Source organism: Vibrio mangrovi (assembly GCF_024346955.1).
In the GTDB taxonomy this organism is placed as follows: domain Bacteria; phylum Pseudomonadota; class Gammaproteobacteria; order Enterobacterales; family Vibrionaceae; genus Vibrio; species Vibrio mangrovi.
This window is the reverse complement of the sequence record NZ_AP024883.1, coordinates 3,544,041-3,567,929: the sequence shown is the minus strand read 5'-3', so window position 1 is coordinate 3,567,929 and position 23,889 is coordinate 3,544,041. Positions and strand designations below refer to the sequence as shown.

The 23,889-nt window shown below is 46.0% G+C and carries 21 protein-coding genes; 19 read left to right on the top strand and 2 right to left on the bottom strand.

Features of this window, described 5'->3' with window-relative positions; translation table 11 throughout:
- Positions 1–35 precede the first annotated feature (35 nt).
- The 7 genes from OCU74_RS15890 (at position 36) to OCU74_RS15860 (ending at position 9,223) form a co-directional block, all read left to right on the top strand.
- Positions 36–1,802: a hypothetical protein gene (locus tag OCU74_RS15890; protein ID WP_087481987.1), complete on the top strand. Its 1,767-nt coding sequence runs from the start codon at positions 36–38 to the stop codon at positions 1,800–1,802.
- A gap of 23 nt (positions 1,803–1,825) precedes the next feature.
- Complete coding sequence (locus OCU74_RS15885) at positions 1,826–2,950, top strand: hypothetical protein (RefSeq protein ID WP_087481986.1); 1,125 nt, start codon at positions 1,826–1,828, stop codon at positions 2,948–2,950.
- A 147-nt stretch (positions 2,951–3,097) separates the two neighbouring features.
- Complete coding sequence (locus tag OCU74_RS15880; RefSeq protein ID WP_087481985.1) at positions 3,098–4,459, top strand: ATP-binding protein; 1,362 nt, start codon at positions 3,098–3,100, stop codon at positions 4,457–4,459.
- 12 nt (positions 4,460–4,471) lie between these two features.
- Complete coding sequence (locus OCU74_RS15875) at positions 4,472–5,746, top strand: eCIS core domain-containing protein (protein ID WP_200807763.1); 1,275 nt, start codon at positions 4,472–4,474, stop codon at positions 5,744–5,746.
- 44 nt (positions 5,747–5,790) lie between these two features.
- Positions 5,791–6,843, top strand: coding sequence for a hypothetical protein (locus OCU74_RS15870; protein WP_261856149.1), 1,053 nt, complete (start codon positions 5,791–5,793; stop codon positions 6,841–6,843).
- 483 nt (positions 6,844–7,326) lie between these two features.
- Complete coding sequence (locus OCU74_RS15865; protein WP_234993614.1) at positions 7,327–7,962, top strand: RNA ligase family protein; 636 nt, start codon at positions 7,327–7,329, stop codon at positions 7,960–7,962.
- Positions 7,955–9,223, top strand: a complete 1,269-nt coding sequence (locus tag OCU74_RS15860) for an AAA family ATPase (protein ID WP_087481982.1) — start codon at positions 7,955–7,957, stop codon at positions 9,221–9,223. Before OCU74_RS15865 ends, OCU74_RS15860 begins: the two co-directional genes overlap by 8 nt.
- A gap of 64 nt (positions 9,224–9,287) precedes the next feature.
- Here the strand turns inward: OCU74_RS15860 and rtcR are convergent, their stop codons facing one another.
- Positions 9,288–10,898: an RNA repair transcriptional activator RtcR gene (rtcR, locus tag OCU74_RS15855; protein WP_087481981.1), complete on the bottom strand. Its 1,611-nt coding sequence runs from the start codon at positions 10,896–10,898 to the stop codon at positions 9,288–9,290.
- 307 nt (positions 10,899–11,205) lie between these two features.
- Between rtcR and OCU74_RS15850 the strand changes: the two genes are divergently transcribed.
- The 8 genes from OCU74_RS15850 to OCU74_RS15815 all read left to right on the top strand — a co-directional run bounded on the left by OCU74_RS15850 (position 11,206) and on the right by OCU74_RS15815 (position 18,435).
- Positions 11,206–12,453 (top strand): RtcB family protein, encoded by a 1,248-nt coding sequence (locus OCU74_RS15850; RefSeq protein WP_087481980.1) that lies wholly within the window; start codon positions 11,206–11,208, stop codon positions 12,451–12,453.
- Between the two features lie 3 nt (positions 12,454–12,456).
- The gene (rtcA, locus tag OCU74_RS15845) at positions 12,457–13,512 is read left to right on the top strand and encodes an RNA 3'-terminal phosphate cyclase (protein ID WP_087481979.1); all 1,056 of its coding nucleotides are present in this window, start codon (positions 12,457–12,459) and stop codon (positions 13,510–13,512) included.
- Between the two features lie 107 nt (positions 13,513–13,619).
- A complete protein-coding gene (locus tag OCU74_RS15840; RefSeq protein WP_087481978.1) occupies positions 13,620–14,321 on the top strand; it encodes a helix-turn-helix transcriptional regulator in 702 nt (233 codons plus the stop codon).
- 60 nt (positions 14,322–14,381) lie between these two features.
- Positions 14,382–14,768 (top strand): VOC family protein, encoded by a 387-nt coding sequence (locus tag OCU74_RS15835; RefSeq protein WP_143693261.1) that lies wholly within the window; start codon positions 14,382–14,384, stop codon positions 14,766–14,768.
- Entirely contained in the window at positions 14,765–15,238 is a 474-nt protein-coding gene (locus OCU74_RS15830; RefSeq protein WP_087481976.1) for an EVE domain-containing protein, read from the top strand. Before OCU74_RS15835 ends, OCU74_RS15830 begins: the two co-directional genes overlap by 4 nt.
- 252 nt (positions 15,239–15,490) lie before the next feature.
- Positions 15,491–16,666 (top strand): LysM peptidoglycan-binding domain-containing protein, encoded by a 1,176-nt coding sequence (locus tag OCU74_RS15825; RefSeq protein ID WP_087481975.1) that lies wholly within the window; start codon positions 15,491–15,493, stop codon positions 16,664–16,666.
- A gap of 412 nt (positions 16,667–17,078) precedes the next feature.
- Positions 17,079–17,642 carry a helix-turn-helix domain-containing protein gene (locus OCU74_RS15820; RefSeq protein ID WP_087481973.1) on the top strand — a complete coding sequence of 188 codons (564 nt, stop codon included), beginning with the start codon at positions 17,079–17,081 and terminating at the stop codon, positions 17,640–17,642.
- Positions 17,629–18,435: a VUT family protein gene (locus OCU74_RS15815; protein ID WP_159457450.1), complete on the top strand. Its 807-nt coding sequence runs from the start codon at positions 17,629–17,631 to the stop codon at positions 18,433–18,435. The genes OCU74_RS15820 and OCU74_RS15815 overlap by 14 nt, the downstream gene beginning before the upstream one ends.
- 137 nt (positions 18,436–18,572) lie before the next feature.
- Here OCU74_RS15815 and OCU74_RS15810 read toward each other — a convergent pair whose 3' ends face one another.
- The gene (locus tag OCU74_RS15810; protein WP_143693259.1) at positions 18,573–18,773 is read right to left on the bottom strand and encodes a hypothetical protein; all 201 of its coding nucleotides are present in this window, start codon (positions 18,771–18,773) and stop codon (positions 18,573–18,575) included.
- Positions 18,774–19,052: 279 nt separating this feature from the next.
- Between OCU74_RS15810 and OCU74_RS15805 the strand changes: the two genes are divergently transcribed.
- The 4 genes from OCU74_RS15805 to OCU74_RS15790 all read left to right on the top strand — a co-directional run bounded on the left by OCU74_RS15805 (position 19,053) and on the right by OCU74_RS15790 (position 23,156).
- Positions 19,053–19,655 carry a helix-turn-helix domain-containing protein gene (locus OCU74_RS15805; protein ID WP_159457449.1) on the top strand — a complete coding sequence of 201 codons (603 nt, stop codon included), beginning with the start codon at positions 19,053–19,055 and terminating at the stop codon, positions 19,653–19,655.
- Positions 19,645–20,499, top strand: coding sequence for a queuosine precursor transporter (locus tag OCU74_RS15800; protein WP_087481969.1), 855 nt, complete (start codon positions 19,645–19,647; stop codon positions 20,497–20,499). The genes OCU74_RS15805 and OCU74_RS15800 overlap by 11 nt, the downstream gene beginning before the upstream one ends.
- A gap of 26 nt (positions 20,500–20,525) precedes the next feature.
- Entirely contained in the window at positions 20,526–21,347 is an 822-nt protein-coding gene (queF, locus tag OCU74_RS15795) for an NADPH-dependent 7-cyano-7-deazaguanine reductase QueF (RefSeq protein WP_087481968.1), read from the top strand.
- A 234-nt stretch (positions 21,348–21,581) separates the two neighbouring features.
- A complete protein-coding gene (locus OCU74_RS15790) occupies positions 21,582–23,156 on the top strand; it encodes an acetolactate synthase large subunit (RefSeq protein WP_200807762.1) in 1,575 nt (524 codons plus the stop codon).
- Positions 23,157–23,889: the final 733 nt, after the last annotated feature.

The window sequence follows — 23,889 nt, the reverse complement described above, 5'->3', positions numbered from 1 at the left end:
ATCATCAATGAACCGACGAAGGACAAGGTGAACTTATGAACTCGTATCAGGAACATTTGCAAGAAGTTGTAGGGACTTCCCTTGACGCCTTGTATGCCCAGCAACAGAAGCTGGCGTCACAGCGACGGAGCGCCCAATACAGTCTGTATTATGCACAGGGCGCACAATTGACGGCGGCCGATAATCTGGACACAGTCAGTGAACAATTGGAGTCTGTCCGGCTGATTAACCAACAGGGAGTAAAAAACGACAATCTGATGAACAATCTGGTGGCATCGACGCATCTGATTCAGAGCAATTCTGCAACAACAGTGAGCAATAGTGCGACAGCAGCAACCAATGTTCAAACAGCGGCCACCGCAGTTGCCAAACTGGCTGCTGATATCGGCAGCGCACTGAATATTGCCGCCGCTGCCTGCTACGGTACGGACATTTACAAAAAAACACTGGAAGCCAATGCGTTCATCCGGGAAACCGCCAATCAGGCTGAATACGCGTCCCAGAAAGCAATGGAAGCGTCGTCTTCCAGTTCAGAAGTAATTGCCAAAGAACTGGAATCAACGGCAACCCGTTCTAAAGCCGAACTGGAAAAGCTGCTGGCGGCTTCTCAGGCCCAGTTCAAAGCGCTGTCGTCTGCCAGAGTTGCAGATCAGGAGGCATTATCCACAGCCAGACAGACCGAGAAAAAAGCCGAGGGTGCTCTGGAAGATGCACAGTCGGCGGAAAGTGCGATCGATGGAACCGTTCAGGCCAGCAACGATACGCTGAACTTTAATCTGGCTGCGGTTGCTCAGGGCGATCAGCAGATCACGGTGAGTTTCCAGCCATTTACCCCGGCATTCAGTCAGCTACCGGAGCAGTGTGCTGCACAGTTAGGCAAAACCGATGGTTCATTACCGGCTCCTGCGCCACATTATTTTGTCTTCATTGTCAGTGCCGATAAAAAGTCCAGCGTTAAACTGGAGCAGGTTGAATCGACATTTGCCGAATTCCAGAAAGAACGTTTTACCGAAGTTCTGAGCAAAGATGCCAAAGGGAATTATCAGACCGTTCTCAAATGCGACACCTGTCTGGATTTCGGCGGGAAACCTCTGGAACGGGGACGTGATTATCTGGTGTATATGTATGCTGTGCTGGATCTGGCGTATCAGAAATACATCGGTTCATACAGTAATGTACTTTCCAGTGCTTCTCCGGCTGTGACATTACTGACGCCACTTCCTGTCGCAGAAAATATCAGCTTCGATGAAGACTCCCGGGAGATCACCTTTAATGTCACGATGAACATGAAACAGGAACCTGAGTTCCGGGTCATGCTGTTACCTGCTTACCAGCCTTTGACCGGTGGGCTGATGGTTGCACCTTTACCGACAGCAAGCACCAGTGCACTGAATTTCTATTTTAACCAGTCGATTGCAATGCAGGTGTCCAGTGCGAACTATCAACTGGCTCATATCGAGTCAACCACACTGAAAAACGGCAAACTTGTCCATCAGATGAGCGCTGATTTGTCCGGTGATATGACCGATAACTTCGGTAATCCGCTGATTGCGGGAATGCTTTACATCCCTGTAGTTCTGGTGACACCGGCTCCTGGCATTGCGCAGGGTAGTTATGCTTCATCACTGTCTGCGCTCGACATTGATCCGATTCTTATTATTCCGAATGAAAACTATCTGGCACAGGAACAATCTTCAACGGCTGATAAACCGGCACCGGTCAGTGCTGAAAAAGACGACGGTGAAGATAAGAAAGCTCGCCGGGCCAACAAAAAATCTGAATCCGATGATGATCAGGAATAATCGATAATATGGAGAACCATTCTATGCAAACAACAATGAAAGTTGGTATCGCCGAGCAAAAAAATCTTGAAATTGAGTCATTGACCAGTCAGGTTGCCAATGTTCAGTATCAGATTGATGAGATGAATGCCGTCGTCAACTCGCTCACCGATAAGCAGGGCCACTTTGCCCAGTTACTCACCGACGCTGAAGCAAAGAAAAACACCGCGTTGAGTCAGTTTAATCAGGTCAAACTGGTTGCATCTCAGGTTGCAGAACTGAAACAGTATTCTCTGGTTGTCAATCAACAGACCAAAACCACAAAAGGAGAAGTAACCGCGACCTCTCAGAATGTCGCCCATCTGATCAATCAGCTGATTTTCTCTGTGGATGTGATTGAAAAACTGACCGACTTTGTCAACCGGCAGAAGTCTGTCAATAAGGCGATTCCCGATGAACTGGTCAGTACGCTCGGACAGGCAACAACCGATGCGAATCAGGCGATCGCAACCACACTGACAGCTTTACAGAGCTGCTATGCCACGGTCTCTTCTGCCAGTGAATCCTACTCAATTTCAGATCTTGAACTTCAGCAATCCGCTCACCTTGAATCACTGCTGACCGGTGGTGATGTTGATCAGGCGCAGAGTCATACACTCTTCGAACGTGCGTCAACTGCATTGCAAAGTGTCGAACAGTCCATGACTCAGTTGCAGAGTGTGCAGAAACAGGTGCAATCCAAATTGAGTGACATGCTGGCCGTTGAGAAAAATCATGCCGACATGGTGGATAAATTTGAAAATGCGAAAAGCGATGATGAAGCATCCGAGGCGCAGCAAAATGTCGTCAAGGCTCGTTTGGCTGTTGTGCAGGCGAAGAAAGAGTATCAGGCCGTCAAAATGATACTGGCCAATATTTCTCTGCAGTCCGAGATGAATATTGCCCGGCTCAATACCATTACTCAGAGCCAGCAGGATACGGCATTACTAACCCTGATTCAGAAAGCTTATCATCAGGCGGTCAGCCATTATCAGAGTTCACTTGAAGCAAGCAATATGGCCAATACTCAGTTGGAATATGCGCAGGCTGAACTGGCTCGGGCAACGACAAAACTCAATTCACTACAAGCCGGACTGGATGCCGCTAAAGCGGCTGCTTACGCTGCATAACCGGGCTGAAGTGGGATGCCGGTGTCCCTGAACTGCGCGGGTGCGCGTCACCCGCCCGTTTGTTCAGGGGGCAAATTGTGGATGATGTATTTGTCGTAACTGGCTGGTTAAGGGCCAGCCTCTGTGACTGTACTCAACAAGGAGGGGATGATGATTATCCCGCCGGAACGTAATTTAAAAGCACTCTATCTGGAAATGGCATGGTTGTCGGCCGTGATCAATCAGGTGATCTGTAGTTATCTGAAACAGGACGGACACGAAAATCACTGGCTGGAGATCCCGCCACCGCCGCTCGAGCCCAACGAGAGCCTGTTTGCCAACCTGATTCTGGAATGGGAACTGAACACCTTCGAGCGTCTGGCACTCGATCTGGCAATGGCTCCTGCAATCCGGCCGGAAGTGCTGGATATTCTGTTTGGGATGAATCAACTGATTGAGCGGGGATTCAGTGAGTTTGGCGGTATCACGGATAAGGCATTCGGTGGTTTTGTTCCGACCGGGCAGACCCTGAATTTTCTGATTGCTGCCAATGATCCGCAGTGGCGGCTGGAAGTGATGTATATCCTTTCTCCGCATCACCGCCTGATGGCAGAGCAGGTCACCGAACTTCTGCCGGCAGATCCGGCTTTACCTGCCTGGGCCGGGGTTTTTAAGGTCAGTGAGTCATGGCTTAATTATCTGATTACCGGTGAGCAGATTCGCCCGGAACTGAGTATGAGTTTTCCGGCTCATGTGCTGGAAACACCACTGCAATGGGATGATCTGGTGCTTGATTACCGGGTGATGAATCAGGTTGAAGAAATCCGGGCATGGCTGGCCTACGGTTCAACCCTGATGCATGAATGGCATCTGGATCAGAAAGTAAAACCGGGGTTTTGTGCCGTCTTTTTCGGCCCGCCCGGAACCGGAAAAACCCTGACGGCAGCACTGCTGGGTAAATCGACCGGAAGAGAGGTTTACCGGGTCGATCTTTCGATGGTGGTTTCCAAGTATATCGGTGAAACCGAGAAGAACCTTGCCAAAGTATTTGATGCGGCCAGCTATAAAGACTGGATTCTGTTTTTTGATGAGGCGGATGCATTGTTTGGTAAACGCACCGAGGCAAACTCATCCAATGATCGCCATGCCAACCAGCAGACCGGTTATCTGTTGCAGCGCATCGAAGATTTTCCCGGCACGGTGATTCTGGCAACCAACCTTAAGGCTAATATGGATGAAGCCTTCACCCGCCGTTTCCAGAGTATGATCCAGTTTTCCATTCCCGGACCTGAGGAGCGTTTACAGCTCTGGCGGAATGCTTTTCATAATGTTTGCGAGCTGAGTCCGGAGATTCATTTGCAGCAGATAGCGGCAGAGTTCGAAGTTACCGGCGGACAGATTGTTAATATTCTCCGCCAGTGTGCACTTCAGGCGATTCGCCGGGGAGAACGCATTGTCCATCTGGATGAGTTGCTGGGCAGCATCCGGCAGGAATTTCTCAAAGATAATAAAACCATCAAGCTCAACTGAGCAGGAGGTTGTATGCGTCATGCTGAACTGAAATCCAAACAGACGTTATCCCGGCAACAGGCTGCACAGCGGCAGAAACACCGGACCACACTCGAAGATAACCGGAAACCCGAGGTGCCGGTTATCCAGCAGAAACCGAACCATACCGGCCTGCCGGATCAGTTGAAATCGGGGATGGAGAACTTGTCCGGAATGAGTCTGGATCATGTCAAAGTGCACTATAACTCTGATAAACCGGCAACTGTTCAGGCGCACGCTTATGCGCAGGGGAGTGAAATCCATCTTGCTTCCGGGCAGGAGAAGCATCTTCCTCACGAGCTGGGGCATGTGGTTCAGCAGGCGAAAGGGCAGATTCAGGCAACCACTTCGGTTGGTCAGGTCGCGGTGAATGATAGTCCGGTTCTGGAACATGAGGCCGATCAGATGGGAGCTATGGCTTTGCAAAGACACCCGGCAGAACCCAAAGTGTCACAGCATCATGATGTATTACCGGCTTATCAGACAAAAGCGCCTATGCAGCTGTCATCCTTTGTTATCCAGCGGGTCATCGATCCGGCTGTGGTTCGGGCTGCCTGTCAACGATTAGGCCTCCCGGATTCCGGTCATAAAATAGTTGAAGTTCCACCCGGCGTGATGGCGAATACCAAGTTTAAGAATTATCCGCCGGGACATGTGATCGGATTAAGCGCAGAAGAGCAGGATGAATCTCTTACATCGATTCAGGTGGGAGCGGGTAAAGAGTCTGAATATGTTGATGCAACTGCTGAGTTATTACTGAGTCTGCTTGGCGGTGCTGCTTATAATCACCATCTGGGTGCTGTGATTATCACGACAGGTATGGTGAACTATGAACGCAATCTTCTGCATGAACTGGGGCACCATAAGCAGAATACCATGTCAGGGTTTAACGGGGATAACACCACGACATTGCTGCTGGAATATCACAACGTCCTGATGCACGAGAATTTACATCCCGGCGCGAAACGGGTCTCGTATGGTATGGACCGCACTCAGGGGTGGTTGACGAAGTGGGAGACATTCACAACGGAAGGTCAGAAAGTTGATTTTCTGGAACAAAAAGCCCGGGATCTGATTGAAATGGAAGAAACGCTTTACCAGAAAATAAGCCACTCTGCGAAGAAAAAAGAGAAAGATTTGGAAGTCTATGGTGAAACTGCCCATAAAATGTCGGAAGAAATATCAACCATTGATAAAGGATCCGATAACAATCTGTATGTAGTCAGAACACTCTACAACATGATTAAGGAACTGGAATCGAAGTATTGATCGGTCTCCGGAACTGAATACAGAAGGAAATAATGATGTATCGGATGAACCTTAAACGTGAGCAGAATGTGTCACAGCGACGATCGGCCCGGCGTCAGACACGCCAGATGGTACTTGAAGATAACCGGGATTCGGCTGCGCCTGTCATCCAGCAAAAGCAAGGACGGAGCGGGTCAGCAATTCAGTATTCTGCACCTTCAATGAGCGTACCTCAGTCCGGAAATACAACTTCCGGCATTGTACAAAGAACGGTTGAAGGTATGGGGACTGCGGCAAATTGGGCGAAGACAAAATCAAGTAAGAAGATGGTACAGGATAATCTGGAGCTGATTGCTATAGATATTCATAATGACAGTAACCTTTATCAGCTCGATGAACTGAATGCATTTTATGAGGCTGAACTGAAAGGAAAGACGCATTCAGAATTATCGGATACGGCAGACTGGTTCCATAAATTTAAGCGGTTTGTTGCCGGCAGTCGTGATGATGAAGGTGCTCATGGCGCGGCACTGCATGGTGGCAGCGGCGATCAATTCATTGTTGATCGGGTGAATACGGTGGGTCAGCCCAACAGGGCTTCTTACCTGATGATGGATGATTATCTGAAATGGGACTCAATTCTTAGTCTGAATGCAGAGGAAATTTGGGGAAAATACAAAGAGGCTGTCGGAGAAAGTCTGGAGACTCTGAATAGTTTTCTTCCTGATGGGATGGCTGATACCGGGGCTGCGAATGATTTTGTCACATATTCTGCCTCTGAGTGGCTGGACTTTAATGTGGCATGGGATAAGAAAAATTTCCCGGTCCGGCTGAAAACAGAAATGCGCGGCACTGCTGTGACGGCGGCTGAGAAAGCTGGTGAATACCACGTGAAAATTAATGCCAGTATTGAAGGCCTGCAAGATTTTAATTCACGGCAGGTGAGAAAAATTGGTGCAACAGATGCGACGACGATGGATGTCACTACACATAACAAACATCCTGTTGCTTATACTGGCGGGTTAAGTCCGGAATTTACGATTGATAAGTTCTGTAATCTGAAAAACGAAGGTAATCCCGTCGGTGATAAAAAACTGAAGTGGGTGACGAAATTTTAGAGGCTGAGGAGCTTGAGGCCTGACTAGCCAGAGAATAAACGACCGTGCAAATGCACGGTTTCTCTGGAGGTTGATTTCTATTACAGCGTCGAGTACCATCCACGCTGGTACACCATTCATTCAACCATTCACAACGATGCGGAGGACAAAATATGACAATCACAGCTTTATCCTTTGCAGATCTGGGCTGCTGAGCTGGCAAAAGCAAACTGACAGCACACTCTTTTCAAACATCTCTTGCGTTTGTCTGAACGTCGGATCTGACAATTGAATTCTTGATATATATCTGAACTGAATCTCAGGCAGATGCCGTTATGCTACGCCTGTACAAACTATCCGCAGCCTGTATATATGGCTTACGGATATTGAGAGGGCCAAACCATGTAATACCATCTCTGCATGGCAAATTAATCGCCTGTATTCTTAAGCAGGTTTGCTGTGCCTCATGAACTGTCGATGTAATGAACAGGAATGAAGGAAAAGATGATGAGATATAAATATCCCCGGACACCGCATTTACCGTGGTCACCGGGAGCAACTGACGACGATGTGTTTCAGGCGGGGACGTCTGGTTTTGAAAACCGGCAGGTGGTTGTCACCGAAAAAATGGACGGAGAGAACACAACAATCTACCGGGATTTTCTCCACGCCCGCTCACTGGATAGCCGTTTTCATCCGTCCAGAAGCCGGGTGAAAGCATTGCAGGCGGAGATTGGTTATATGATTCCGCAGGGATGGCGGGTCTGTGGTGAAAATGTCTATGCCAGACATTCAATTGCCTATGAATCTTTGCCCGATTATTTTCTGGCTTTTTCGCTGTGGAATCAGGAAAACATATGTCTTGGCTGGCAGGAAAGTTGTGAGTTTTTTGAACGACTGGGACTCGTGACACCTAAGGTGTTGTATCAGGGCATATGGGACGAATCACTGATTCGGTCGCTGCCGTTGGATACCGAGACTCAGGAAGGTTATGTCGTCCGTCTGGCAGAGGGGTTTACCTATCAAAACTTTGCTCATAGTGTGGCGAAATGGGTCAGAACAGATCATGTTGTGACCGAACAGCATTGGATGCATCAGGAGAAGATTCCTAACCAGTTATTGGGAGGTCAGGATGAGTAAACTTCAGTCATGGCTGAATGGGCTGACCAAAGATGCAACCCCGGATTTTGAGGAATGTCTGGACTGGCTGGGCGTGTTTTTCCCGCTGTTGTCCCGTTTGTCTGAAACACCTCAGGATTCACAATGGCATGGTGAAGGTAATGTCGCAATTCATACGGAAATGGTGCTGCAATCGCTATACCGGCTTTTGCAGTCACAGGCGCAACATATTGATGGAGAGAAGCGTCAGGCTTTAATTCTGGGAGCTGTGTTTCATGATATCGCCAAGCCTTTAACCACACGGACGAAAGTGATTAACGGCCAGGAGCGGATTGTGTCTCCTGGTCATGAAGAGCGAGGGGCCGGATATCTGGCTCCCCGTTTACCGAAACTCGGGCTGAATTACCCGGTGGCTCACCAGATACTTGGCTTGGTCGGTTATCATCAGAGACCGAAGTTACTGGTTGTCCGGAATGCGGACTATGCGGCTTATCTGAGTCTGGCACTGGATGTGGATCCTGAGCTGATGTACTGGATGGAAATGGCTGACATGCTGGGCAGGTCTTGTGATGACCAGGATAAGCAGCTTGATCTGCTGGCGCAGTTTCGTCTGTTTAATGAAACTTATGATTTGTGGCAAACGGAAGTATCTCCGGTTCAGTCGATCTGGCAGTCGGTTCAGACGCATCAGTCTGAGCAGGCTCAGGTGTATCTGAATGGATATGCTGTGAGTCTGCTGGCCCGGGGAGAAATTACCCAGCCGGAAGAAGCCATTGCCAAAACATATGCCCACTGCGGTTCATACAGTAATCTTTATGTCATGTGTGGCATTAGCGGGAGTGGAAAAAGCACTTGGATTAAAAAGAATCTGCCCGATTGTCAGGTGATTTCTCTGGATGACATTCGGGAAGAGATCAATGGTCGCCGGGCCAGTCAGAAAAATCTGGGCCAGATTTTACAACTGGCTCGTAACCGTTTGAAATCAGCACTGGCTAAGCGACAGGATGTGGTTTGGGATGCCACGAACCTGAGATATGACTTTCGCAAGATTATCGGTGATTTTGGCAGAAGCTATGGAGCATTGATCACTCTGGTGGTTTTTCACATAGAAGAAAAAACGTTCCGGAAGAATGACCGGAATCGCCGTCATACTGTTGGAGATGAGATTTTGAATGGACAGATGGAAAGCCTGCAGTACCCTTCATTTACCGAAGGACATCGTATGCTAATCATCGGTGAACGTGGTGAAACACTGGCACAGTACGGCTGTTTTATTGATTAGCCCCTAAGCTGGTATTTTAACTTTCAGGGCCGGAGATCTCCGGCCCGTTTATCTCATTCAGTGGTTACTCTGGATCATGACTGATGTGGATGTCCTGCCATTTTAGCCCGAACTTAGCCAGATATTTTTGCAGGCGGGTTGAATCGTTTGCGACTGCTTTTTTCGTTCGGCTGACGTTAAATAGTGTTCTGCCTGCCGATGCCATACTTTGATGACAGAGGCACTCTTGCAGTACATGATTTAACTGGTGTTGATCGAACTGATCGATCTGACTGAGCTGTGTTTCAGAGAAAAATCGTTCTAGTAGCCGCAGATTTTGTCTTTTTTCATCAGGTTGCCAGTCTGACAGTAAGCGCATGATTTCTACTTCTACATCCTGTGCAGATATTCTTGACGAGTCTGCCAGAGTACAGAGGCGGATAATGGATGACCCCAGATCGCGAAAGTTTCCCTGCCATGTTGCCTGAGGTGAATGGGCAAAAGACAGGTAAGTATTCCTGGCTTCTTTATTGAACCGGATATGATTTCCCTGTTTTTGACTGAACTGAATCAGCTCAAAATCAACATTGGCTTCAATGTCTTCTTTACGATCTTTCAGCGCTGGCAGGTTATATGTCCAGAGGTTGATTCGGGCGAGTAAATCTTCTCTGAATCGCCCCTGTGCAACGGCTTCTTTCAGGTTACGGTTGGTTCCGGCGATAAGCTGGAAATTACTCTCAACTTCCAGATCGCTGCCGACCGGGTGGAATGACTTATTTTCAATTGCCCGTAATAACATGGCCTGTTCTTCCAGTCCCAGTTCTCCGATTTCATCCAGAAACAGTAAACCTTGATTCGCTGCACGGAGAAAACCGTTACGGGCCGTGGCGGCTCCGGTAAAAGCTCCTTTGGTATGCCCGAACAGTGCGGCCATCGCGTTTTCTCCTTTCAGCGTGGCACAGTTAACGACGATTAACTGTCCGGAAAGCATCGCCCGCTTCTTTTTCAACTGATAAATCCGGGTTGCCAACTGACTTTTACCTGCGCCGGTCGGGCCGGTCAGAAGAATAGGCTCTTTAGAGCGAATGGCCACCTTCTCTATCTGGGAGATTAATCGGTTAAACGCTTCATTTTTTGTGGCTATTCCTCCTTTGAGGAACGCTTTCCCCTGTAGGTGCTCATTGTCGAAACGGGTTGCAAGCTGATCATACTTTGACAGATCCAAATCAATGATTTGAATTCGTCCGGCAGACTTATCTTCTTGAGTGCTGTCCGGTGCTGTTTGAATCAGCCGGCCGGGAAAGTGACGGCTTTCGGTCAGAAGATAGCTACATATTTGGGCAACATGCGTTCCTGTTGTGATGTGGAACAAGTAATCGTTATGGTCGATATCGAAATGCTGGTTCTGACAGAAGTCATACAGTTTGGCGTAGACCTCTTCAAAATCCCAGGGATTGGCAAAGTTGACTTGTACCAGATGTACTGAAGTTTCCGGCGAAATCGTCTCAATATCGACGGCGAGATTATTTGCTCTGCGGGTGCTGTGATTATCATGAAGCAGGTATAGCTCATCAATGACCAAATCGGGTTGGCAGACCAGCGAAATATTCGGTCGCCATTTTGACCAGCGATGCGTTCCTTTCCCGACAAAATCCAGTTTGGTTCCCAGCAAACTGACAGCGATTGTTTTCTTCATAATTAATCTATCCAAATAGATATATTGATATCTATATATCAATAAATTATATGTTCGTAAACTAATAACAAAAAAATCAAAATAGGCTGAATTTATTAAAATTGTTAAATAACAATGCATTGTGTTTATTTTTGTTTCTGTTTTTAAAGTTGGCATATCAATTGTAATAGTCATGATGTGTGGTGATTGGAGCATCTCTGAGGATAACGCTGTAGTGTATCCTATCCGGTTATGCAGTATTCCCGGTCACCGGATGTTTCTCTTTTTCGGTCGGCTGGTCGAATATCAGTATTAAGGAAATAAGGCAATGTGTGAGAAGAATTTCAACATTATTAAACAAGAAAATAAGACGACGATTAAGGCCTGGACGAAAGGTGTTCCTTTTGAAGATCAGGCATTACAACAGCTCAATAATGTTGCCGAGATGAATATTGCCGGAACTGAATTCGTCCACTCACATATCGCTGTGATGCCGGATGTTCACATGGGGAAAGGTGCGACGATTGGCAGTGTTATCCCTTCGGTGAAAGCCGTGATTCCGGCTGCGGTTGGTGTGGATATCGGATGTGGCATGGTGGCAACGAAGACCACGCTGAAAGCCAGTCAGTTACCGGATAATCTGGCTGGTGTCCGGCATGCATTTGAAGCGGCCATTCCTCATGGCCGGACTCCCGGACGGCGGGGAAAGAAAAATGACAGAGGTTCCTGGCACAATATCCCGGATGTCGTTGCCGGAGAATGGAAAAAACTGGAAGTGCGTTTTGAGCGAATCTGTGAAAAACATCCGGCGATTCGCAACAGTAACCATGTGAAGCATTTGGGAACAATGGGAACCGGGAACCATTTTCTGGAACTGTGTCTGGATGAGAATGATGCGGTATGGATTATGTTGCATTCCGGAAGTCGGGGAGTCGGGAACAGAATCGGGACTTATTTCATTGAGCTGGCCCGTAGAGAAATGCAACGTCATCAGATCAATTTACCGGATATGGATTTAGCTTATCTGGAAGAAGGAAGTGAATATTTTGACGATTATGTTGAAGCGGTGGAATGGGCTCAGGACTTTGCAGCCAAAAACCGTGAAATCATGATGTTTAACGCGATTCAGGCATTGCGGAAGTCGATCCCGGTTCCTTTTGAAACGGCGGATTTAGCCGTGAACTGTCACCATAACTATATCTCACGGGAACATCACTTTGGCAAAGATTGTTATGTAACCCGGAAAGGTGCTGTTCGGGCGGAGAAAGGAGAATTGGGAATTATTCCCGGTAGTATGGGAGCCCGTTCATTTATTGTTCGTGGGCTGGGAAATGCGGAAAGTTTTAATAGTTGCAGCCATGGCGCTGGTCGTGTCATGTCCCGGACCAAAGCTAAAAAAGTGTATAGCGTACAGGATCAGATTGCTGCAACTGAAGGTGTGGAATGCCGGAAAGATGCCGCAGTTATTGATGAAATCCCGCATGCTTACAAAGATATCGACAGTGTAATGGCAGCTCAGAATGATTTGGTGGAAGTCGTTCATACCCTGAAACAGGTTGTTTGTGTGAAAGGTTAGAGAATGAAGTGGATTGAAATTGATGGTTCTCAGGGAGAAGGTGGTGGTCAGGTGTTGCGTTCAGCACTGACATTATCGATGTTGTACCGGCAACCGGTAGAAATTCGTAATATCAGGGCCGGGCGGAAGAAGCCGGGTTTACTGCGCCAGCATCTGACCTGTGTACAGGCTGCGAAGGATATCAGTCAGGCAAGATGTGAAGGAGACAGCCTGGGTTCAACATCTGTTCGTTTTGCTCCCGGAGCCATTTGTCCCGGAGAGTATCAGTTTGCGGTTGGCAGTGCCGGTAGTACGGTATTGGTCTGCCAGACCATTTTACTGCCATTGGTAATGACCGGACAGAGTGCTACGGTTGAGTTTGAAGGGGGAACACATAATGGTTTATCTCCGTCGCTTACTTTTTTTCAGGATGCTTTTCTCGCAGTATTAAAGCAAATGGGAATACATTGTGAAGTACAGGTGGCATCACTTGGTTTTAATCCGGCCGGAGGTGGCAGATGGCGCCTGTCTCTTTTTCCCACAAGCCATCTTGAGCCATTTCAGCTTGAACAGCCCGGTGCCGACTTCGCACAATTGCCGGGGCACCGGAGGATCAGGGTCATAATGAGTGATTTGCCGTCTCATATTGCTGAACGAGAGATTGAGGCCACCCGAAAGAAGTTGGGATGGGATGAAACAGCGGCAGATATACACTGGGTCACGTCCAGTTGTTCGGGTAATAGTTTGCATCTGAGTATCGATTGTGGGACGTATTTGAGTATGTTTGAAGCGGTCGGTCAGTATGGTACCTCGGCTGAGCGGGTTGCCAGACGAAGTGCCGGAAAGCTGCAAAGTTATTTGCGTTCCGGAGCTGCGATCGAAGAGCATCTCGCAGATCAATTATTGCTACCGATGATCGTTGCCGGTAGCGGAAGGTTCACGACAACCCGGCCCAGTCAGCACACTTTGACCAATATTGATGTGATCCGGCAGATGACTGGTGTGAACATTCAGGTTGTACCGCTTGATGAAGAGTTATGGGAAATCGTATTGGAGGAGAATCATGTGTCGCCACAATAGAAAAATGTAGCCCGACCTTCTGAAGTTCCTTCATCACTAAATCTTTTTATGTTTGATAGGTTGTCGGTTAGCATATTGCTATCCGACAACCACGAAAGACGCTTTTTATGTCCCGAACCCAACGATTGTTTGATTTACTCCAACTGCTCCGTTGCCATAAATATCCGGTTGCTGCGGCTACACTGGCGGGTGAACTGGGAGTCAGTGTCCGGACTATCTATCGGGATATTGCGACATTACAGTCTCAGGGAGCTGAAATCGAAGGGGAAGCTGGGTTGGGTTATCTTCTCAAGCCGAATTTTATGCTGCCGCCGCTGATGTTCAGTTACGAAGAACTGGAAGCTTTGCTGCTGGGGGCGGAATGGGTGACAAGGCAGGATGATTTAGCCATGACTCAGGCAGCCCAACATGCAATTGCCAAGATATCTGCGATATTGCCCGATACTCTGAAATGGCGGCTGGAGCGGGAAATGATTCGGGTTGGTCCGGGTGTAGAAAAGCCTCCGCTGCTGGTGGAGTTAGCTCAAATCCGTCAGGCAATCCGTCAGGAATCTATCATTGAAATCGAATATGTCGATCAGCAGGAGAACTTGACGACACGCCGTGTCTGGCCGGTGCTGCTGGGCTTTTTTGAAGCCTGCTATATGCTGGTTGCCTGGTGTGAAAACCGTCAGGCATTCCGCCATTTTCGCGTTGATCGGATCCGAACTTTCCATGATACGGAGCAGCGTTATCCCCGCCGCCAGAGAGATTTACTGAAAACATGGCAGGCAACTCAGGGTGTGGCTGACAAGCAAACCCGCTACTGACAAAAACTGTCACTGTGTCTGAGTAAGCTATGCGTAACTTATGAAGAGCGCAGGAGCGATATGATGTCAGTTTTAAGAAGTACAGTGGTTTTTTATGTAGCCGATATTGAAAAAAGTCAGTCATTCTACAATACACTATTCGGATGTGAGCCGATTCAGGCTTCCAATGAGTTTGTGCTGTATCTGGTGCATGACTCTTTATCTTTCGGTCTCTGGAAGCAGAGTGCTGTGATTCCGCCAATAACTCCAACATCAGCCTTATCATCTGGCTCTCAGGGAGAGTTGTGTCTGTTTGTTGCAGATCAGCATACATTCCAGCAAACGTATCAGCACTGTCTGATTCATGATATTTCACTGATTCAGGAACCGGCAGTGATGGATTTTGCGACGGCATTTACTGTCTCCGACCCGGATGGTTACCGAATCCGGTATGCGGTTGGCAAATGAGCCGTTACTGGATAGCGGTTGCATCGGCCGATCATGTCAGGAATGGGCGTGAATGGGGAATCATGCAAGTTTGTCACGGTAAGGGCTCGCCGCTTAGAAGACTCTCTCCCGGAGATGGTGTTGTGTACTATTCACCGAAGCAGCGTTTTGGCTATCCGGAAAAGTGTCAGGCGTTTACGGCGGTAGGGCAAGTTCTGGAAGGACAGCCATATCAGGTTGATATGGGCAACGGATTTCTCCCGTATCGCCGCGATGTGAAGTGGTTTGAGGCTTGTCAGGCGGATATCTATCCGCTCTTACCGGTCTTGCATTTTCATGATGGGAGCCGATCCTGGGGCGCAAAATTTCGCTATGGTCTGTTTGAAATATCGCAGGAAGATTTTGAGACGATTGCGCATGCGATGATGTGTCAGCTTCCTTCACCTGTTCAAATGATGCTGTTTTCCGGTTCAGGACATGAGATGTCCTGAACCAGTCATCTCTTTACATAGCGGTTGTTATTTTGCTTTGGCTTGACTTTATCAATCAATTTGACGTTATTATTGATACGTTTGATAGAAATAGCGCGGAATCGCTACATTGGTTCAAGGTTTTGCAATTGCAACTGAGCATTGCATACACATAGGTTTATTTTTGTGTAGAATAAGCATCTTGTAGCGTTTCATTCGCGTTGGTTAAAAATAGACACAGTACTCATCAATAAGAAACGTCAGTGAACCCGTATGATTCAATCAAAAATTAATGCCGATATCCTCGCAGAATCGAATCATCTTCAGTCTTCTTTCTCAACATCTTCTCACAGTGCAGCACCGACTCTTCCTGAACGTCCGGATCAGATACCGAATGTCAGGTTTGAATATCATCTGGAAATCGCCTGTTCGGATGAATCCCGGCGTTCGATGCTCCGTTATGGGTTTGCGTTGAAAGGGCAAGAGACCGAGTTGACGACCAGCCCGCAGAATCAGTATACGACGGAGTATGGAACCCGCTATACCTACTATACGGCTTATAATGATCCGAAGCGGATTATGGCGTTTAACGATCTCAGCCCGTTAGGGGTAAGCGTTCCGCACCCGATTCAGGTGAAACCGATTGGTTCTGGCTTTGTCCGGGAGGCTTTTATTCCGGTGCAGCCAGCGGTTCAGGTTGGTGACCATCTGGGGCTGCCGACGGAAGGATATATTTACCATTTTCATCAGGCCAGACTTGTGCAGGAATATCATCTGATGCCGGGCGGGTCGGGAAGTTTTTATGCCACACTTTCCAGACATGAAAAACTCAATCAGGCCAGAGGTTGTCCCTGTGCCCATGATGCATTGCTGGTTTTCTGGAAGATTGGCTGTCGGGATGTTCATAATCAACATCTGCTTTACCTTAAAAAACCAATCACCCGGGCGCAGCTTGATGCTCTGAATGAGACCTGGCTGGATAAACATGCGGTCAGACTGGATCTTCAGGCTTTACTGGAAATAACACGTGAGCCGGTTGTGTTGCGTCCGTCAGAGAAGATGCTGGCTGAACAAACGGAAGCCCCGGCAGAAGTGCTTCATACTGTGCAGCGTATTCCCGGGACAAACCGGCGGGAAAGCTGGCTTGAAATTGCTATGAGCTATGGATTGTCGGCGAAAGAACTGCTGGATTTAAACCCTCAGTACCATATCGATCCGATGACTCTGAAAATCGGAGACATACTGAATATTAAGTCTCAGATCACCCATTCGCGACAAAAAGCGTCTGTCGGTGTTCCACCGAGAGCACCGCAAACCTATAACCATCCACTCAACAGCTATTATACGCACCGGGACACCTTTCTGGCAGGCACCACAATGAAAGCGATCAATAGCCGCTCTCTGGTGAGAAAAGATATTCCTGTTGTCCGCCTCAATAGCCGGGGTTAGCCTTTCGCTATCAATTCATTCTTTCAAACGGAACGTTACTCTGTAAAAAAGAATGATTGATAGCCATTCAGAAAGACATGGCATGCTCGTCCCTTCCCCTGAAACAGAATGGTAGAGTTGTGTGCACTCGGATTCATCTTTTCGATGCGGTATCCATGATCAGTATTCACCAGAGAAAGCCGTTCCCGCTTCACCCCCGATAACTGTTCATTAATACATTGTACTTGTGCTGCAAGTGTATTTAAGTAACTGTGTTTGATAGCCATTGACATAGAAGTACTGATTTATATTTATAAGTTTGGTATTAAAAAATAATACTGATAATTGAATTCTAATCCGACGTTTTTAAAATACAATGCATTTATGTTAATATAAAACTGTTTTATATGCGGAATATGAATTGGTATCATAAATGGAACATGTGGGAGAACGGCTCAGAGAAGTGATGTTGATGCGGGGAGTCAATGCTTCAAAAATGGCAAAGGAGCTTAGTCTCAGTAAAGGACACATCAGCAACATTATTACGGGACGTATTCAAACACCGAAGAAACACCTGCCTTCAATAGCAACTTATCTGAAAGTCTCATACGCCTGGTTACTCACCGGGAAAGGGGGACCGGAAGAAGAGGCTGAGCAGGCTGTATTTCCTGTTTATGACGCAGCATTACCTGAACTGCAATGTATCGCCGGACATTGCACGTTACCTACAGGGATATGTATTACTGATGAACATTTCGGAATGGTTTCAATTCCCTCATTTCCCCCAGGTGTACTTGTGCTTATTGCTCCGAAAAAACAGGGCGATGGTTTTTATCTGGTTCAGGGGAAGCGTGGTCCGGTTCTTGCCCAGAGAATTGATCGGGTAACACATCTGGAATGGCTCAGTCTGGAAAACATGACACTCTCTCAACCGTCAGTTTTGGGAAAAATCGAAGCAATCCTTGCTCAAGAGATGTATGAATATGAAAAAGCTTAAAATTTTAAAATCTTCACCGGATTCCATTACTTATCAGTCTGAATCGGGAACCACTCTCAAAGCTGCACCCAACGAAATGTTGCAAAAAAATATACTGTTGTTGTTTGACGGAAAAGACAGGGCACGGATCCGTGAGCTGGCTTCAGCATATATTCCCCCTAAGATGGAGTATGATCTGTTCTGGCTGGGTGGATTATTTGCGCTCTACCTGAGCTTTTTGCTGCTGGCTATTCCGATGTCTCCAAATGCAGTACATGTACTCAGTACCTTCCAGCCAGCGGGGATTCTCATTTTTCCGCTGACCTTCATCATTCTGGATTCAGTCAATGAAATCTTTCAGTACCGTTATGCACGTATGCTGACTTTTGTTGCCGCTGCCATCATGGTGATTGCTTCAGCACTGGTTTATCTGACAACGCATGTTTTTGATATGGCTCCTGCTTATCAGGAAGTGTTTACCAAGCTGCCAAAACTTTATCTGATCAATGCGCTTTGCCTGCTGGTTGCGGATCAGACCAACAATCTGGTTTTCAGAACAATTCGTTATCGGCTGGCTGTTGCGCCATTGTGGTTCCGGTGCATTGTGTCGACAACCATCGGACAAATCTCGTATACGATTATCTGGATTGGCTTGTTCTTTGGCACGTCCGCGAGTACAGACCTGTTTGTCAAAATTATTAATAATTACGGGTTTAAAGTAATTTATGCTGCATGTCTGATCCCCGTGACTTACATGATTGTGGCGACTTACCGGTCCCGGAAACAACAACCGCAACAGGAAATTGCATCCTGAACGGTAAATGGCAGATATTGTGTGAGTATGCTGTGAGGCTGGGAAGAACCTACTAATCTCGTGGAAGATATCAGTAGGTTTTTGAGTATGCAAAAGCTCTGGAAGTGTGTAGCACTCCCATGCCAATGAAAATATCTCTATACCTCTGTTGCGACCGTTTCTGTCGTACTGTTGGTATAGAGTGTGGTCGTTGTATGTAGCGCCATGATTGCTCGGTGTAGTGCATCTTTTTCGGCTGGTGAAAGTTCTCCTTCCATCGGCACACTGCACTGGCTGACTACATGACACCAGAATAGTACATCATCAACGCCACTTTCATTTTCTTTTAATTCTGACATTGTACCCATAATATCCTAACCATTATTTTAATTGATATTTATGTAATTAATGCTTTGTTGTTAATATTGTATTGATTTTAATAATTACTGATCATAAATTTGCGAATTAATCAATAGATGAAACTTAGCTGTTTATTATATAAGAAGTGGAGTCTTATGATTATTTTACAAATAACGGGCAAATATGTTCAATGTTTGGTTGTCTAATGTTGATCTATATCACACTATTTATTTCGCTGTTCATTTGTGTTTGTTGTTCGGTGTATGGTTGGGCGGTGCATGAAATTAAGTAAACAAGACAAAATAGATAATATTAAAAACAATATTTCTTATGCGATTAAAAGTCGGAATGAAACGAAGAAGTCCTTTTCTGAACGTACGGGAATAACCAGAACGACAATTTACAATATCCTGGATGGTAAGGTTGACCGCATTCAGACTCAGACAGTTGAAAAAATTGCCAGTTTCTTCGGTACAACCTGCAATGTCATTGAAGAGAGTAATCTGGAAGCGATCGAGTACCGGAATCAACTGATATCTCCGGATGGGAATAAAAATCCATTATGTATTCCCATTGTTAATGAGAAAGAGCTAATAGCTTCCTTAGATAAATATATTGGTGAGTTAATTGTCAGTCATCCGACAACATATTATTTTTCGGATGAATCGAACATGATTGGGTTAAGTATCACAACACCATTTACACACCGGTATCAAATTGGTGCGCTGTTGGTTATTGAACGTTTTAAACGGAACGATATTGATGATCTTGTTATTTTAACATCCAGAAATTCTTTGAAAATTGAGTCTGAAAATTATGTGCTCAGAAATGGTGAAGTATTGATTGGGTGTGTCAGAGAGGAACGATTACATGCAAAATAGAAAGTACAAGCTGATCGGGTTCAGCCGTCATCCTGAACATGTTGCCAATGTGATGGTTCTGGCGACAGGTAAACAGTTATCAATACCACTCAATGAAATTTTCAACAGTACAGTCGCAGAGGATCTCAGCCCGATAGAGACGAAAGAAATTTGCCGTAAGCTATATAGTGCTGAAGGATTTCAGGGAGCTTATGACATTAAAGATAGGAAAGAATCTTACTGGATTACGTTTGCCGTCATTGCGACGATTCTTTCAGCAGTTTTTATTCTGTCCAATGTAACCGGTGTAAAGCCGATTGAAATTGCAAACTCCGGATTCATTGTTCCCTTCGCTATCTTCTTATATCCAATCTCATTTATTCTGGTCGATATTCTCAACGAATTTTATGGATTGCGTATGGCCCGGGCTGCAATCCTTCTGTCGACGGTAACCAACGCTTTTCTATTGTTTATGCTCAATCTTTCTGGTTATGCACCAACGATCAGCGATTGGGAAGTAGTGAATGAGAGCTATCAATCGATTATTCATAGTATTAACTCAGTTTTTCTGGCTTCAATGATCGCCTATTTTGTTTCGGAAAACGTCAATGCTTACCTGTTGCAGAAAATCAAACAGCTGACTAACGGAAAGCGGCTGGTTGTCCGGGTCTTCTTCAGTACGTTTTTTGCGTCATTGATCGACAGTGCTATTTTCATCTACCTGGCATTCAGCCACATTCTCAGCCCAACGGTTCTATGGAGTATGTTTATCTGTCAGGTTGTCGTGAAAAGTGTCTATGCAATTATCGGTGTTGGTCCAATATATGGTGCCAGAGCTCTGTTCAATAAATATATCAATCGATAAATAAACGACAACGTTAGTGGATTATTATGGATACAACTTATTCTAAAAATCTCGGGAAAAAAACCGATTATATTTCTACCTATACACCGGAACTGCTGGATCCGATTCCCCGGGCTCGTGGGCGTGGCAATATCACTGCTTGTGACAGTGATGCCTTTACCGGATACGATCTGTGGACCGGCTATGAGCTTTCCTGGCTGAACACGAAAGGCAAACCGATGGTTGCTGTCGCGGAATTTATGATTCCATGTACCAGCCCAAACCTGATTGAGTCTAAATCTTTTAAATTGTATCTGAACAGTCTGAATCAGACGCCATTTGTTTCAGAGCAAGTCTTGATTGAAACCCTGACGAAGGATCTGAGTGCAACATCGGGTGGTGATGTCCGGGTGAAACTGAGCCGGGTTGATGAAGAACAGGATATTCGTTCGGATCGGTCTTTTGTATGTATTGATGATCTTGATATTGAAATTGATAGTTATGAGTACGATGAGGATCTGCTTTTAGGTGCGGCTTCTGAGACCGTGGTTGAGGAAAGAATCTGTTCTCATCTGCTGAAATCGAATTGTCTGGTAACCAATCAGCCCGACTGGGGAAGTGTTTATATTCGTTATCAGGGAGCAGAGATTGACCGGGAAAAACTACTTCGGTATATCATCTCTTTCCGGGGACATAATGAATTTCACGAGCAGTGTGTTGAGCGTATTTTCTCTGATATCAAGCGCTGTTGTCAGCCGGAAAAGCTCACAGTATTTGCCCGGTATACGCGCCGGGGTGGGCTGGATATCAACCCGTTCCGGAGTGATTTCGAAGAAGAAATGCCAGTCGGACGAGAATACCGACAGTAACATTTAAAAAGATAAGTTCATGATTGTATTAGCCTCCCTACTGTAGGGAGGCTTTTTTATTTATCCAAAGAATAGGTCTGTATTTTTATAGAAACTGGTTGCAGCTCTGAGCAGTGCAAAATAGGTGTAAAGACACATATTTATGAAATAACATGCATCGAATGTATTAATTTTGATAAAGAGGTGCATTTATGTCTTACCTCTCTTGCAGGATACAATCAGGAGTCTTCATCAATGAATGATGTAGTCAAAAGTTGTCCTATGAATGGTGCTGAGAGCTTGTTGCGTACACTGGTCGAAAACGGTGTCGAAGTGTGTTTTGCAAATCCCGGGACGTCAGAGATGCATTTTGTTGCAGCTTTAGATCGTGTATCGGGTATGCGTCCGGTTCTGGCGCTTCAGGAAAATGTCGCTACCGGTGCGGCAGACGGATATGGGCGGATGACTGGTAAGCCTGCCTGTACATTGCTCCATTTAGGTCCGGGGCTGGCAAATGGTCTGGCAAATCTGCACAACGCCAGACGTGCTGATTCTCCGATTGTGAATATTGTCGGAGATCATGCGACAACACACCTGCAGTATGATGCGCCGCTTACTTCTGATATTCATGGCTTTGCCCGCCCGGTTTCTGAGTGGGTGTATACCTCTTCCTCTTCACAGCAGGTTGGAGCAGATGCTGCGCGTGCCGTTCGGGTTGCTTCGGAGTCTCCGGGGCAGATTGCAACACTGATTTTACCGGCAGATATTGCATGGAACGAAGCTGAAAGTGTCGCTTCGTGTCTGGCACCGTCAACGCCAGCAACCGTCTCTGCTGAAACTGTTCATCGAGTGGCGGAGCTGCTCAACAGTGGATTGAAAACTGCGATTCTGATGCGTGGCGCCGCACTGCTGGAACCGGGATTAACTGCTGCCGGACGGATTGCTGAAAAAACCGGAGCCCGATTGTTGTGTGATACTTTTGCTCCCCGTATTCAGCGTGGTGCCGGGCGGGTCGCGGTTGAGCGTTTACCCTATTTTTCTGAACAGGTTGTTGATTTTCTGGCCGGAACCGAGTTAATCGTTCTGGTCGGAGCAAAGCCTCCGGTCAGCTTTTTTGCCTACCCGGATAAACCAAGCTGGCTGACACCTGAAGGTTGCCGCCTTACCCGCTTGACTGAAGCCCATGAAGACAGTCTCCAGGCGCTTGAAGATTTGGCTCATGCCTGCGGTGCTACCCAAACCGAACCATTCCGGACCAGACATAAGGCTCCCGAATATGCGCTTGACGGAGATGTGAACGCGGAGTTTGTTATGCAGGTCATTGCCCGGTATTTGCCGGAAAATGCGATTATCACAGATGAGTCTGCATCTTCAGGTTTTCCTTATTATGATATTACGGAGACTGCGGCGGCACACGATTATCTCAATCTGACCGGTGGTGCTTTGGGCAGTATGATGGCGGTTTCAATCGGTGCTGCAATTGCGTGCCCGGAGCGTAAAGTTATCAATTTACAGGGAGATGGCAGTGCGATGTATCTGTTACCGTCTCTCTGGACGCAGGCGAGAGAAAATCTGGATGTTGTGACGGTTGTGTATAGCAATCGCTCATATAACATTCTGGATAATGAACTGAAACGGGTTGGTGCAATGCATCAGGGGCAATCTGCTGCATCTCTAATGAGTCTTGAAAATCCATCGATCAACTGGCTGAGTCTTGCATCTGGTATGGGAGTCCGGGCAGTGAGAACTGAAACCCGCAAGTCATTTGATATGGTTTTTCGGGAGGCAATGCAATGTTCCGGACCTCAATTAATAGAAGTTGTATTATGAAGAGATTAAATTATTTAAAGGGAATATATTGTTCTCATTGTAATAGATAGTATTTCTAGGACTATATAAAACAAATTAATCATTTCAATTTTATATTGAATTTTCAATCTATCAATCGACAGTTATATTAAAAAATAACTGTCGTATTTTTGTTTGCTTTTGTTTATTTAATTAATGTTTTAAATAAATCTCATGTCTGGTTGTTGTAATTTGTTGTATAAAAATTTTCCAGCTTTTTTCTTATAATATATGGGTTTTTATCTGAAACAAATTGGACCACGTCGATTATTGTATTAATTTTGAGACTATTTTATTTTTGTGACTTATGTATATGTTTTATTGGGTTATTTCTGTATTTGGACGATGTTTTTAATGCTCTAGTAATGTTTCAATTATCAGTTAATTTTCTACTAAATTTGATTTTTTACCAAAAAATAAAAAAGAAAAATCACACTGATAACTGAGTATTTCATTAAATTAAATCAAATTAATACTGATTTTCATGTTTTATCGGTTGTTTTTGTTTGTTTTTTATATTTATTGCCTATTTCTTATTTAATATTTTACTCAAATAACCATGATTGAATTGGATGTTGATTTATTATACAAAGTAAAGCAATGGCAATTTAATTAAATTTGTCATCGTTTTGACATTAGTCATTTTTATATCTGTGCGTTGAGAATTATTTCATTAGAATGTGTGAGTGAATATTAATATGAATGATAACCATAA